We start from the raw sequence: 13,765 nt of genomic DNA, 5'->3' as shown, positions 1-13,765 counted from the left end.
TTCGGCCCTTGTTTTGAAACTTCGGATTTTTTATCCTCTAATATTCGTTTTATTCTCTTGTTGTTCTTACTTCGAGTCTGTCTTGGATCCGGCAGAATTGAGAATGCCTGGAGATGGAAAATCCGTAGCGGTCTTAAAAATTACCAATCCGATCATCGGTCCTAAAGATTCTTTTTTGTGGGAAGATATAAAGCCCGAAGAATTAAAATTAATTTCGAAGGAAGAAAGTGGACGAGAGGAAATTTTACGGATCCGAGCCGGTACAGTTCCTACAAATATTACAATCCATACTCGTTTAGGTAAGACCGTTCTGATCACGATCTATAGTAGGGAAGTTGATTTTGATCAGGATGGGTTTCCGGATCCTGCGGAGCTTAGGACTGAAACGGATCGTAAAGCATTTCGGGATTGGTTTATTCGTATTGCATTGTCCCAATACTTAAAGGAGAATTCCTCCTGGAATTCAAAGGAAAGGGATTGCAGCGGTTTGATCCGTTTTGCATATAAGGAGTCTTTAAAGGCCCATACTCAGGATTGGCAAACTAAGACCGGTATCGTTTTGGATAAAAATTTACCGGATGTCCGTGAATTTCAATACCCGGATATACCCTATATTGGTAAAAACTTATTTCGGATAGGTGATGGTAAGTTCGGAGAATTTGCGGATGCAGAAAGTCTGGAAAAGTTCCATACCTTCTTTGTTTCCAGAGAGTTGGAGTCAGGTTTGGCAGGGGACATTCTTTTTTTTAGATCGGATCGTGGTGTTGGAACTAATTTCCATTCTATGATCTTGGTTGAAGGAGAAGATAAAAATCCCAAACTTCTATACCATACCGGATCGGATCGAGGGATCAAATTGATCCATGCAAAAGAGTTGGAAAGAAGCCAGTTATTTTCCCCAGAGAAGAGCAACCGAAATTTTCTCGGGGTATATAGATTTCGGATTTTAGAATAGGAATTTAAGAATGAGAACTTTCGTATTGGATCATAAAAAGATAATATTCTCTCTTCTCACAATATTCATTTCGGCGGTCGGGTTCTTTTATGTGAAACCGAACTTATTCGGAGCTCCTGCGTTCTATTTAGGAACGGATAGAAGTTTCGGTTCGGGTGAGAATGCTTATGTAAATCTGGAAGGAAGCGGATCGGTAAATTACGAATTCAGAGTGTATAAGATTTCCGATCCCCAGACATTTTTAACTAAAAAAGTTAGAGAAAGACTGGTCCAAGAGAATAATGAAGGAGTCTTTGGAAATCCGGTCGCACTTTTTACTAAAACAGCTCAGAAATTCCAAAATGATTTTCGTAAAGTAGCCAGAAAAGAATTCAATTCCAAAACAAGATCGGAATTAAGACAAACACTAGGTGTAGATTACGAAAAACCTCAGGAAGAAAAAACCTTAGCGATCCCTGCAATATTAAAAGATCAAGAACTGGTCGCTACATTCTCGGTTCCGACAGTAACTTCTCATTGGGCATATAGAAGGATTCCCGTTCCAGTCAGAGATAACGGAGTATATCTTGTGGAAGGTGTATCAGGCTCACAGTTGGCATATACAATTCTGATCAAGTCCGGTTTGAACTTCTTAGTAAAACAGGCTGATGCGGAAACTTTCGTTTATGTAGGAAGAAAGGATACTGGTGAGCCTGTCTCCGATGTGGATCTTACTCTTTTCAATTTGGAAACTGGACAAGCATTCCAAACAGGTAAAACTTCTTCCGATGGAACTTATTTTTATAAAGGAAGAAGTCCTGTAAAAGGACTCATACTTGCACAAAAGAACGGGGAATATTCGGTTTCCGATCCTGAATTTTATTCCAGTTCTTTTTATGGAGAAGGTGGCCCCCGTGCGTATCTGTATACGGATCGTCCAGTCTACAGACCAGGCGACACTGTTTACTTTAAAGGGATCGTTCGTAATTTCTCCCAAGACGATTATAAAACGATCTCAGGCGCTGGGGTTGTGGCCGTTGCGAGCGAGCAAGGAGAAACTTCTATACCAAGTGTTCCGATCAATGTGTCGGGAGATAATGGAACTTTTTCGGGAGAATTCGTAGTTCCGGATTCAGAGAATGTCACACTAGGGAATTATTCATTAATATTAAATTTTCGTGATAAAGTTTTTCAAACCGAATTCTCTGTGGAGGCTTATAAAAAGCCTACCTTCTTAGTTTCAGTTTCCATTCCCAAATCCAATTATTTACAAAAGGAAGAAGTAAGCGCGCTTGTAAAAGCGAGATATTATTACGGTCAACCGGTTGCAAATCAAGAAGTCGCGTATAGAGTATTTCGCAGGCCTAAATTCGATTATTCTCCTGTAGGAACTATAAATTTCGATGCATCTTCCGATTATCTGGAACAATCAGGGCAGAGTGATAAGCAGGAATTGGTCTTGGATGGAAAAGGAAAATTGGATCCTAAGGGCCAATATTCCATCAAATTTAAACCGGATAAGACGGATGCAGATTCGGTTTACACGGTCATTGCTTCCGTTCAATCCGAAGACATGACTTTGGACGGTTCCGCTTCTTTCTCCGTAAATCGAAGCGCTTTTTTTGTCCGTATCTCTAAAGATAATTCCGTTTATGAGCCAGGTAAAGATGCAAAACTTACAGTTAGCCTGATCCCTTATGATAAAACTTTAAGTGAAACGGATCGCCAGAAGACTGTAGGAAATCGGAATGTGGATCTTATACTTTATAACAGAGAGATCCAATACGTAAGGGAAGCGAATCGTTCCAAAATTTCTTCTTTATCCGTTATGACTTCCGCTTCCGGTATTGGGACTGCCTCCTTTACAATACCTAAAAGAGGACAATTTGTTCTCGTCGCAGAAACGAAAGATCCGAACGGGAATTTGACTAAATCGGAAACATTCTTCTGGGCATCTTCCGTTTCGGACTCTATTGAAATTCCTTTTAAAGACATCACTTTGAAACCGGGTAAGGATATTTATTCTGTAGGAGATACTGCAGAGATACTTGTATTGAGCCCGATCTCTAACGGGCATATGGTCTTAACTTTGGAAGGGAACCGTATCTTCAAAAAAGAAGTAGTGAAGATGAAAGGAAACGCGTTGAAGTATGCTGTTCCGATCACTGCGGAGATGAGCCCGAATTTCACATTATCCGCCGTTCAGTTTTCAGGAAACGATGTCTATAAAAGCCAGGTAAGAGTAGTCGCTCCTCCTGAGCAGAAGTTCCTGAAAGTGGATTTAGAGCCAAGGCATAAAGTATATCGCCCTGGAGACAAGGCAGAGATCCGTTTGAAAACTACGGGGCTCGGCGGCGGGGTTTCTGCCGAAGTTTCCCTTGCAGTAGTAGATGAGGCAATTTATCAGATCAAAGAAGAAAGGACTCCGAATATCGGAACCTTCTTCTACCATCCAAGAAGAAATAACGTGCAAACCACTCTTGCTTCCGCGTATAAGTTCTTCGGTTATTCCGAGTATAAACGATTGAAGTTGGCTTTAGGGCAAAAAGGAGACTCCGTTTATTCCGCAATGAAGAACGAGGATCAGGCTCGAGATCGTTTTAAGGATACAAGTTACTGGAATGCTAAAGTAAAAACAGGAGCGGACGGAACTGCTACGGTAAGTTTTGATCTTCCGGACAATTTAACTTCCTGGAGGATTACTGCAGTAGCGATCACTCCTGATACGAAAGTTGGAAGAGGACAAACAAGCTTTGTTACTAAAAAAGATTTGATGATCTTAGGAGGAATGCCTAGGTTCATCATCAAAGGTGAGACCCAAAAAGTTTCCGCCACTATTTCCAATCAAACTCCTAGCAAGTTGCCGATCAAAGTTTCCTTCAAAGCGGAAGGTGCTAAGATATTAGGAAATTCTGAAACTACGATCAACTTAGAACCAGGCCAAAATCAGTCCTTACATTTCGATGTTCAAACGGTCGCTGATCCTAAGATCAAATCTGCTAAGATCAGTATCTTGGCTGCTTCCGGAAATTATCAAGATCTTCTAAAATCCGAAATTCCTCTTAAGACCTGGGGATTGCCTAAAACCGTCTCGGATAGTTTAGGAATGGAAGAAGGAGCAAATTCAGGAATTCTAAATTTGGAAGCTCCTAAAGAATTGGGAGATCCTAGATTAGAAATTCGCCTTAGTCCGGCTTCTTTGCCTGCTTTGCGTCAATCATTAGAGTATCTCGCAGGCTATCCATACGGATGTGTCGAGCAAACGATGAGTAGATTCTATCCTTTATTGTCCGCTCAGAAGGCAGGGTTCATCAACGAAAGGTTGCGGAAAGAACTTCCTAAAATGATCGAGGTAGGTCTCAAAAGGGTGTCGGAACTCCAACGTGTAGACGGAGGATTCGGTTGGTTCGAAGGCGGAATAGAAAGTGATGTTTTGATGTCCGCATACGTTTATCGAGGATTGGCAATCAGCCAAAAGAACGGAGCAAAAGTTTCCGCACCGGTTTTAAACAGAGCTCGAGCTTATCTTTATGAAGTATTAGGAAAAGGAGAACTTTCTCCTAATTCTAGGGCATATGTTATATTCTCCTTAAGCGAGGGTGGAGCTGTTGAAGATTCTCTTGTGGACGGACTTGTGAAATCTTCTTCCAAGTTAAACCAGTATGGACAAGCTCTTCTTTCATTAATTTTATCTAATAAAGGTAAAAAAGCAGAGGCTTCTACTTGGTTCAAAAAAGCTGTAGAATCGAGTGGATACGGCAAAAAGCCATTCTTAAAACTCAGCTCCTACGGAAAAAATCCAAGATGGGAAGAAGATAGAATAGAGACAATTTCCACTTTATTAAGCGCTGGAGTTCGATCCGGAGAAGACAAAGTCATTCTTGCGAACCTTGCTTCTTCCCTTTTATCTAATCGAATAGAACTCGCATGGAATAATTCAAGAGACACATCTGCAGCGGTCCTTGCATTATCGGAATTTTTGGCTTCTATAAGAGAATCTGAAACTACTGCAAATGTTGAGATCGTGTTTAACGGGACTAACTTAAAAACGGTTAGCTTATCTCCTAAATCGGAGCAGGGCGAATTGTATAAGATACCGATCCCTTCCGAACTGATCCGATCCGGAAGCAATAAGGTAGAGATCTTGAAAAAGGATGGGCCAGTCCTATATGCTACCGCTTCTCTTTATTACACGGATCGAAGCAAAAAATTAAATGCTCATTCTAATGGGATCAAGGTCAAACGAACTTACTATAAATTGAAAGTGGATTCGAATGATATCTCAACTGTAGAATCTAGATCTTTCCAACCAGGAGACTTGGTCATGGTAGAGGTTTCTGTGGAAAAAGAAAACGACTCGGATTCCTATTACCAAGTAGAAGATTCCTTATTGCCTGGATTTTCCTTCCTCCAAAGAGATGCAGAATATTATTCGGGTGATCTAAAGATGGAATACCTTAGTAGGCAGGTTTATGATGATCGTGCAGTGTTCTTTGTAGGAGGTCCTACGAAGGCATTTAAAGTAAGATATTTTATCCGAGCAGAAGTCGGAGGAAAGTATAAGGCGATCCCCGCTAGAGCTTCCTTAATGTATTATTCAGAAGTATCAGGAGCAAGTTCAGACGATGAAATCAGCGTTGGTCAGTAATTTACTCCTGGGTCTGCTGTTTTTCTCCGCAGCCTCGGTTTATTCGCAATCAGTCACGATTGAATCTCCCCGCGGAGGATTTACTAGTGAACGTATACAAACCGTTTCGGGAACTGTAACCGGAAACGCTGAGAAGGCGACTATCGTAATCAATGGGATCCCTCAATTGATCCGTCTTCAAGGTGGAAGATTCTCCTTAAGTACTGTCGTTGCCCCTGGAACAAATTTGATAGAAGTTAAGGCAGGTAATGCAAGTGATCGAGTATCCTTCTTTGCAGCCGTCCCTTCTAAAGATATCAAAGTTGTTTTGACCTGGGACACTCCTACCGATGTGGATCTTTGGATCCTAGATCCAACTGGGGAAAAATGTTTTTATGCAAATAGGTCCACTAAGTCGGGCGGAAATTTGGATGTAGACGTTGTGGATGGTTACGGTCCTGAAACCTTCACAATGTCAAAGGCTTTGCCTGGAAATTATTCTATCCAAGTGCAATATTACGGTTCTTACGATAAACCGATCACAAGAGTGAATGTATACGTGGTTTTAAATGAGGGAAAACCGAACGAAAAAAGAAAACAATTTCAGTTCGTAATGACCCGTTCCCAGCAAGTATATCATATAGCGAATTTCGAAATAGATCCGGAATCTTAAGTATGTTCTCCGCTTTGCCATCTATAACAAATAGAAAAACATATTATAAAATGCGAAAGTGTTTCGTTGCTTTTTTGTTCTTATATTGTTTTTCCTTTGTTCCTTTGGCAGCGGAATCCGTTTTGATCGAGTCTCCTCGTGGGGGATTTACTACGGAGAGAATACAGACTGTTTCGGGAACAGTCACAGGGATCAATCCTGAAAAAGTAACCGTGGTATTGAACGGAATTCCTCAGATGGTTCCTCTCTATGGAGGGAAATTTTCATTTAGTACTGTCGCTTCTCCAGGAGATAATTTGGTAGAAGTGAGAGCCGGAAAAGCTTACGACAAAGTGAGCTTTTTTGCAAAAGTTCCACCAAGAGATATCAAAGTAGTTCTTACTTGGGATACTGCAAGTTATACGGATCTATGGGTGATAGATCCGAGCGGAGAAAAATGTTATTGGGCTCATACATCTACTAAAGCGGGTGGAAATCTTGTTTATGATGATTCTACTTTTGCTCCCCAAACTTTTACTATGGCTAAGGCCCTTCCAGGTAATTATGCGATACAGGCGCAATATTATGCACCTTTTAACGCTCAAGTTACCCGAGCTAAAGTGTATGTTATTTTATATGAAGGAACTCCTAGGGAAAAAAGAAAACAATATCAATTTACGATGACTCGTGCTCAGCAAGTTTATCATCTCGGAAATTTCGAGGTGGATCCGGATTGAAACCTATGGTCCAGAAAAAATATTATAAAATTGGAATTTTTTTGCTGATTTTGTTTTTAATCTCGTTTGAAACAGAAGCCGCTCCTAAATTTTCTTCTCTAGATCAGGTCGTCCAAGAATTTGAATCTCAGAATTCGAAGTCATCAGTTGTATTGATGGAGATTGATTCAGGAAAAGTAGTATATGTATACCGTCCTGAGATCGCTATTTCTAAGAAACTGCCTCCCGGTTCCCTTGTAAAAACCTTCTCCGCTTTAACCTTGTTGAAATACAAAAACCAATTCGGATATTCTCCAGAGAAAAAAATCGAATGTAGGGGACGGTTTTATCCTCCGCAAAATATAGAACCAAATAAATCGGATTTAAGTTCTTTACATTTGCCTAAGGATGAAAACGGAAAAGAATATCTAAGATGTTCTCTTGCGAAAGGGCATGGTAGAATGGATTTACGTTCTGCTTTGATCCAGTCTTGCAATGTGTATTTTCTAACTAGTGCGTCTTTAAATGCCGAATTATTTTACTCTAAATTGAATAGGGATTGGGGGCTCGGTAAATCGACTCGATCTAGATTAGATCCTTATCTGGAACCTTCCGAATCAGATCATAAACCTTCGAGTTTATTAAAAAAAGTTACCGCTTCTATTGGAGAAGGTGGAGTTCATTTAAGCCCTCTCAAAATCGCTCAATTATACGCTTCTATTTGGGATGGAGGGCCTAGGCTTTCTCCCTTTTGGAATGAAAAAGAAAAACCTTTAAGGATAGAAGAAAATCCTTTTGATGGAAGGAATCTACGTTGGATCACAAATGTTTTATCCGAGGTTCCAGAAAACGGGACTTTGAAAGGTTTAAAAAAATATAATGAAAATAGTATAGAGATAATCGGTGGGAAAACAGGCACCGGAACGAAATTTTTACATAAATATGAAACTCATGGCTGGACGGTCCTTTCTTTTCGTAAGGATAAAAGATCCTACGTAATGACCGTTTTTGTGGAAAAAGGCTCCGGAGGGAATCAGGCTAAATCTTTAGCCTCTCTTCTTCTGGATAGGATAGACTCAAACAATCGCAACGTGGCGATAAAATCAGGTAAATCGGAATGAAAAACTGCATCCAAATCTTTAAACATAAGATCCTTCCTAAGATCAAATTTTTATTTTCAAAAGAGTTCTTGGGAAATCTAAGAGTCTGGTTTAAGGAAAATATATTAAAAGATCCTAAGGTAGGAGTTCCCGCAGGGATCGGGGCTGTATTTTTAGCGATTGGATTTTATCTATCTTTTAAAAGTTATTCAATCGATTCTGCGATTAAAGATCCGATCCTTTTGATCCCTAAAAAAGCGGATCTGGTTTTGGAGATCTATCGACCTGAAGAATTTATAGAAGATGTGGAAAAAACGAATATAGGAAAAGAATTTTCGGAAGATGGGACTTTTCAAAAGATCCTCACTCTTCCGGAATTAAGAAAAGTAAGTTCCGTATTATATTTATTAGAAGCGAAGGCAGGTGTGATGACCAAACCTTCCAGGTTGGCAGCATTATTTGACGGGCCTGTTGTGGCAGCTCTATATCCTAAATCTCAATTTCTGTTAGTAGGAAGAGCAAGCACTAGTTCTAAATTAGGAGTGAGCTTGATCACTGCCTTTAAGGGGGAGAAGGTCATAGTAAAAGAAACTCCTAAGGAAGAAAAACCCCAAACTCCTCCACCTTCAGAAGGGGAAGGAGAGTATTATACTCCGACAGGTTCGGAAAAAACTCACTCTGCAGATGATTTTGCGGACCAATTTACCGCGGGCTCGGAAAAATTCGGGAACTTAGAAGCGTTTAAATACGAATTCGGTTCTGGGAAAATATTCGCAATCGTATTAGGAGATTATATTATTCTAACGGATTCTGAAGATCTGTTAGAAAATTCTCTCGATCTGGCTTCCTCTGCAAATAACGATTCTTTAGGAAATCAGCCTGGATTCGAAACGATCAAAAAGGATTCCTCTAAAAAAGAGAATAAACTTCTTCTTTATGCCGGTACTGAATCATTGATCGCTCCTCTATTAAAACCAAGTTTTGGAAATTCAGGAGCAGGATTACTTTTAGGTTGGGATATTGGAAAAAATTTAGAAGGAAAAGTATATAAGATCGGAGGAGAAAAAAATCAGGTAGTGAGTTCCGGTCCAGGCCTATCTAAAGTGATTCCTCGCGAAGCGAATCTTGTTTTTTATTCGGAAGAATTAAAACCTTCCGAAGCTTGGAGATCATTGGAGTCTTTAAACGGAGAATGGAAAAGTTTCGGAGAAGGTTTAAGTGCTTTCGGAAAAAATTCAGGAATTCATGAACAATACTTCGGATCCGACAAAGGTTTTGCTCTTAGTTTTAACGGATTAGAATATAAATCCGGAATGGTTTATCCGAGATTCGGGATCTCAGTTCCAGCTTCCGTGCCGGATGATAAACTTCTAAAAGCGATTTTTAAAGTAGGAAATCCAATAAAGGTACCTTATCAAAACGTTAGCTTAGATTCTTACCCTCTTAAAAAAGGAGGATTTTACACTCCTACGTCTTTGAAAGTCGGGAACTGGAAATATTTGGCTTCCGATAGAAAGAGTGCGGAAGAAACTGCATCGACTGGAAACGGGAATAAACCGACACAAGCGGATATTTTTTCTTCCGGGCCCGCGAAAGAATTGGCTTATTATCCTCATCATATTGTGGTTCGAGTTCCTGGGATCTTGGATGATCTAAAAAGTTTTTATCTATATGGAGCGGAAGGATCTTCAGAGTATACTTCCAAAACGATAGAAAGAGATGTGCAACCTTTCTTAAATCGATTTAGGACTTTTGAAAGGCTGGTGATATCTTTCGGTTCGGGAAAAGAAGGAGAAGACTGGGGTAAATTAAAGATATTCTAATATCTGGACTTTATAAATTGAGAATATATGGTTTGGATCTCAGGAATTTGGTTTTCTAAAAAAAATCTAAACCTTGCTTCTCCTTTGGTTTTTAATAACCAGGAACCCCAAATATAGATTTTTTGATATAAGATCCTTCTTTTTGTTTCGTTCCTGGATTTGATATCTCGGATACATTCTTCATCAAATTTTTCCCAACTATAAGGAAACTTTAAGTCCAAAGAAGAAGGTTTCGGATTGGTAGGATATAAAGATTCGCAATAAGATTCCTGCATCCATGAGGAAGTTTCTGATCTGGATCCGGGAGCAAGGAAATGACAGATCTCGTGTTGGATCACCGAATCTAAAATTCCCCTTTTAGATAAACTTTCCGGATTCTGAAAAAAGAATTGGTTCTTTTCCGGAGAATAAAAGGCAGCAGAGTAAGTCGGTTGTCCAGAATGTTTCCGAAATACGTTCGAGTCCGAGCTTACAAAAATTTTTGCATCTTGAGGGACTCTTCTCTCCAATCTATCCGATTCGGTCTTTAATTCTTTTAGAAATTTTTCGGAAAAAGAAACTAAAACACGATCTGCATGATCATTACTCGGAAATTCCTGTAGAAAGAAAAATTCGTAACCGTCTATTTTTCTTCTGGTAGTCTGAGAAAATAGGTCTTCCGAAAAGAATATTATAAAAATTATATATATAACCGATGAAATGTTAAAAGGTTTCAAGGTAGTTCTTTTAACTCCGCTCCAGGGAAATAAAAGAGAAGGATCTCATTTGCTTTAGCTCCTTGGAAAGACATCTCTCTTGCTCCGTATTGGCAAAGCCCTGTCCCATGGCCGAACCCTTTTCCTTTTAAATAAAAGCCGTTTGTGCTTTTTTCAATTTTGAAATCGTTACTTCTTGTTCGATTCCATCCGAATTTTTTTCCAATCTTAGATAGGAATTCCGAAACTTGGATATTCTTTTTTCCAGAATGATCCTGATAATTTATAGAAGAAACCCGATTTTCGGAATACTTCGCTTCTAATTCGTTGAACTGTTTTGTCTCAAAGATATTTTCTAAATCTTCCTTTGATAGAAAAGTTTCCCAGGAAGAATAGGGAGAATTTTTGCATAGGATTTCTCCGGATTTCCAGATATCGCGACCGGATCTATAATTGTTCGCGTTTCTAAAATTTTTCCAAAGAACGGAGGGAGAAGAAAGGTTTCCTCCGCAAGTGGAATGAAAAAATGTCTCTAAAGATTTTCCACCTTTATCAGTTAAAAGGATCCTTTTGGAAGAAGTTTGAATTGAATTTTCTTTTGAAAGTTTGCCTGAAAATTGTAAACAATGAGTCAGATCGCAAAGATCATGACCTTCTTTTGAGTGCCTTCCTAAATTTGATAACGCATAAGAGCGGATCATTGCAGAAGATACGGTCCAATATTCCGATTTCCAATTTTGATTAGAGATCTTTTCTTTTTTGGGATAAAATAAATCCCCGAATTCGGAAACGGTCCCGATCCGAACATACTCTTCTAACGGGACAGTTAGTATGATCTTTAATATCCCGTTCTTAGAGCTGATCTCTAAATCACCGGAATATTTTCTGATCGTATCTTCTTTTGGGATCTGTATCTCGTATTCTCCTCCTGAGAAAAGAATATGGTCATTCAAAAAATTTTCAGATCCGTTCAAGATGTGGATCTTATCTTTTTCGCTTCTTAGGATCAGAGTTTTATTTTTTTCTAAACTATTTTTGTTTCCGTATAAGATCCTAGATCCTGTGGATTGGATTCGGAGATCTCGAGGAGAATATTTGGATAAGATACCGATCTTGATCTTATTCGGATAAGATTCCGAAAAGATAGAATTGCTAATTAGAATAGTAAGAAGAAGAAATCCGAATTTTACGAATTTCATTGTACTTGGATTGCTTTAGGGAAGGTAGGACAAGAAGACACACATAAACCGCAACCTACGCAGTCTTTAGAGAAACTAGGTTTATTTCCTTTAAATTGAACTACATTCGGAATAGGACAGGTGATTGCACATGTCTCGCAGGTTTTTTCTCCGGTCCTTGAATTGATACAATGTTGGAAGAACCCTTTGGCTTTTCCGAATTTCGGTAGTTGATCTTCTTTGTATGGGATCAGGGCACCTGTCTCGCAAGCAGAGATACAAGGATAGTCCTTACATAACATACATGCATTCAGGTTCACATCCATATGAGGAAAATGTTTCCCAGTTTTATCGTCCGGAACTGGGAACAGAACTGAATAAGGACAAGCGTAGATACAATCTGCGCATGCAGTGCATTTGGAAAAGAAACGTTTTCCGGTTGCATCCGCACCTGGAGGAAATTGTAAATTTCTAAAACCTTTAAATTTACTTTTGGTAGTTTTAGGCTTAGGAACTTTGAGTTCTGATTTTTTAGGAGCCGATTCTTTTACAGAAGTTTTAGCTGTTTCTTTTTTATCTTCTTCTACAACGGACTTCCAAGTGTCTGCAACTTCGTTTACGCCTTCTTCCACAACGGAAAAAGCTTTTGCTAAGCCTTTCCGGAAGAAGTCTTTTCGGTTCATTCTTCTCCGATCCTCTCGATATGAGCACCTAAAGATCTAAGTCGAGTGTCTATGTTTTGAAATCCACGATCGATCTGTACTATATTATGGATCGAGCTGGTTCCTTCTGCACAAAGAGCAGCGATAATCATCGCCATACCAGCACGTATATCCGGACTCGCAACTTTTTGCCCGTACAAACGATTTGGTCCGATCACGATCGCTCTATGTGGATCGCATAATATGATCTGAGCTCCCATAGAAATAATATTATCTACGAAAAATAATCTAGACTCGAACATTTTTTCGTGAATGAGAACAGTTCCCTTACATTGGGTTGCGGTGACTAATGCAACTGAAGTCATGTCCGCAGGAAATCCAGGCCACGGAGAATCATCTATCTTAGGAGTGGCTCCATGATAATCCGGAATGATCTCTAATTTTTGATCAGAAGGAACTAAGATACCTCCGTCTTGAGGACGAACTTCGATACCGAGGCGAGAATAAACCATTCGGATCATTCGAATGTCTTCCAGTTCCACATCCCCGATAAAAATTTCTCCACCTGTGACTGCGGCTAAACTGATAAAACTTCCGATCTCTAAATAATCAGATCCGATCCTATGAGATTTTTCAGGAGCTTTTAAAGAACTTACACCTTCGATCGTAAGTATATTAGAACCGATCCCTGAAATTTTTGCTCCTGCAGAAACTAAAAATTTACAAAGCCTTTGCACATGAGGTTCGCTCGCCGCATGACGCAGGGTCGTAGTACCTTCGGAAAGAACAGCCGCCATGACAGCATTTTCTGTCGCGGTTACGGAAGCCTCGTCCATCAAAAGGTCCACACCTCGAAGCCTATCTCCTTTGATCTCATAACCGTCCGGAAAAACTTCGATCTGGGCACCGAGTGCTTCGAGCGCGAGAAGATGGGTATCCATTCTTCTTCGTCCGATCTTATCCCCACCAGGTCTTGGTAGGAACACTCTTCCTGTCTTTGCGAGAATAGGCCCAGCAAGTGTAACTGCACCCCTAATCTTGGAGCATAATTCCCAAGGAAGATCTGATTTTAGATTTCCATTATTTCGGAAAACGAAAGTACCTTCTCCCTTATCTTCTACTTCCATTCCCAGGTGACGTAAAACGTCCATGAGCATGAGTACGTCGGATATAAGAGGGATATTTTCTATAATAACTTCTCCCGGGATCAGACAAACGGCGCCTAAAATCGGTAACGCTTCGTTTTTGTTTCCCTGGGGCATCACAGTTCCGTGAAGAGGATTTTTACCTACAATTTTGAAATATGGAGAGCTCATGTTCCGACCGGTTTTATTGGTATCCTCATCTCTGCATGTCCTACGGCAAGCATTTCCGGATC

General features: G+C 39.8%; 10 protein-coding genes. 6 read left to right on the top strand and 4 right to left on the bottom strand.

The genetic code is table 11. From position 1 onward, the window contains the following. Nucleotides 1-13 precede the first annotated feature (13 nt). Genes EHQ64_RS13770 through EHQ64_RS13745 form a run of 6 tightly spaced genes read left to right on the top strand, consistent with a single transcriptional unit; the run spans nucleotide 14 to nucleotide 9,852 of the window. The gene (locus tag EHQ64_RS13770; protein WP_135650132.1) at nucleotides 14-955 is read left to right on the top strand and encodes a DUF1175 family protein; all 942 of its coding nucleotides are present in this window, start codon (nucleotides 14-16) and stop codon (nucleotides 953-955) included. A 10-nt stretch (nucleotides 956-965) separates the two neighbouring features. Then, nucleotides 966-5,582 carry an alpha-2-macroglobulin family protein gene (locus EHQ64_RS13765; protein ID WP_135650130.1) on the top strand — a complete coding sequence of 1,539 codons (4,617 nt, stop codon included), beginning with the start codon at nucleotides 966-968 and terminating at the stop codon, nucleotides 5,580-5,582. Next, nucleotides 5,560-6,234 carry a YfaP family protein gene (locus tag EHQ64_RS13760; protein WP_135650128.1) on the top strand — a complete coding sequence of 225 codons (675 nt, stop codon included), beginning with the start codon at nucleotides 5,560-5,562 and terminating at the stop codon, nucleotides 6,232-6,234. Before EHQ64_RS13765 ends, EHQ64_RS13760 begins: the two co-directional genes overlap by 23 nt. A gap of 50 nt (nucleotides 6,235-6,284) precedes the next feature. After that, nucleotides 6,285-6,950: a DUF2135 domain-containing protein gene (locus tag EHQ64_RS13755; RefSeq protein WP_135650126.1), complete on the top strand. Its 666-nt coding sequence runs from the start codon at nucleotides 6,285-6,287 to the stop codon at nucleotides 6,948-6,950. Nucleotides 6,951-6,955: 5 nt separating this feature from the next. Beyond that, nucleotides 6,956-8,050 carry a penicillin-binding transpeptidase domain-containing protein gene (locus tag EHQ64_RS13750; RefSeq protein WP_135650124.1) on the top strand — a complete coding sequence of 365 codons (1,095 nt, stop codon included), beginning with the start codon at nucleotides 6,956-6,958 and terminating at the stop codon, nucleotides 8,048-8,050. Next, complete coding sequence (locus EHQ64_RS13745; protein ID WP_135650123.1) at nucleotides 8,047-9,852, top strand: hypothetical protein; 1,806 nt, start codon at nucleotides 8,047-8,049, stop codon at nucleotides 9,850-9,852. The genes EHQ64_RS13750 and EHQ64_RS13745 overlap by 4 nt, the downstream gene beginning before the upstream one ends. Here EHQ64_RS13745 and EHQ64_RS13740 read toward each other — a convergent pair. From EHQ64_RS13740 to murA, 4 genes are read right to left on the bottom strand one after another with little or no spacing between them, the layout of a single operon-like run. Next, nucleotides 9,849-10,568 carry a hypothetical protein gene (locus EHQ64_RS13740; RefSeq protein WP_135650121.1) on the bottom strand — a complete coding sequence of 240 codons (720 nt, stop codon included), beginning with the start codon at nucleotides 10,566-10,568 and terminating at the stop codon, nucleotides 9,849-9,851. The two genes, EHQ64_RS13745 and EHQ64_RS13740, sit on opposite strands and share 4 nt — an antisense overlap. Beyond that, nucleotides 10,565-11,746, bottom strand: a complete 1,182-nt coding sequence (locus EHQ64_RS13735) for a SpoIID/LytB domain-containing protein (protein WP_135650119.1) — start codon at nucleotides 11,744-11,746, stop codon at nucleotides 10,565-10,567. The genes EHQ64_RS13740 and EHQ64_RS13735 overlap by 4 nt, the downstream gene beginning before the upstream one ends. After that, complete coding sequence (locus EHQ64_RS13730; protein ID WP_135650117.1) at nucleotides 11,743-12,408, bottom strand: 4Fe-4S dicluster domain-containing protein; 666 nt, start codon at nucleotides 12,406-12,408, stop codon at nucleotides 11,743-11,745. Before EHQ64_RS13730 ends, EHQ64_RS13735 begins: the two co-directional genes overlap by 4 nt. Next, nucleotides 12,405-13,703, bottom strand: coding sequence for a UDP-N-acetylglucosamine 1-carboxyvinyltransferase (gene murA / locus EHQ64_RS13725; RefSeq protein ID WP_135650115.1), 1,299 nt, complete (start codon nucleotides 13,701-13,703; stop codon nucleotides 12,405-12,407). Before murA ends, EHQ64_RS13730 begins: the two co-directional genes overlap by 4 nt. Nucleotides 13,704-13,765: the final 62 nt, after the last annotated feature.

The sequence above is a fragment of the Leptospira sarikeiensis genome, from assembly GCF_004769615.1.
GTDB classification, from domain to species: domain Bacteria; phylum Spirochaetota; class Leptospiria; order Leptospirales; family Leptospiraceae; genus Leptospira_B; species Leptospira_B sarikeiensis.
This window is presented reverse-complemented; position numbering and strand designations above follow the sequence as displayed.

Coding starts and splice junctions, on each gene's coding strand:
- EHQ64_RS13765 (WP_135650130.1), top strand. CDS start 966: ATGAGAACTTTCGTATTGGATCATAAAAAGATAATATTCTCTCTTCTC.
- EHQ64_RS13760 (WP_135650128.1), top strand. CDS start 5,560: ATGAAATCAGCGTTGGTCAGTAATTTACTCCTGGGTCTGCTGTTTTTC.
- EHQ64_RS13755 (WP_135650126.1), top strand. CDS start 6,285: ATGCGAAAGTGTTTCGTTGCTTTTTTGTTCTTATATTGTTTTTCCTTT.
- EHQ64_RS13750 (WP_135650124.1), top strand. CDS start 6,956: ATGGTCCAGAAAAAATATTATAAAATTGGAATTTTTTTGCTGATTTTG.
- EHQ64_RS13745 (WP_135650123.1), top strand. CDS start 8,047: ATGAAAAACTGCATCCAAATCTTTAAACATAAGATCCTTCCTAAGATC.
- EHQ64_RS13735 (WP_135650119.1), bottom strand. CDS start 11,746: ATGAAATTCGTAAAATTCGGATTTCTTCTTCTTACTATTCTAATTAGC.
- EHQ64_RS13730 (WP_135650117.1), bottom strand. CDS start 12,408: ATGAACCGAAAAGACTTCTTCCGGAAAGGCTTAGCAAAAGCTTTTTCC.
- murA (WP_135650115.1), bottom strand. CDS start 13,703: ATGAGCTCTCCATATTTCAAAATTGTAGGTAAAAATCCTCTTCACGGA.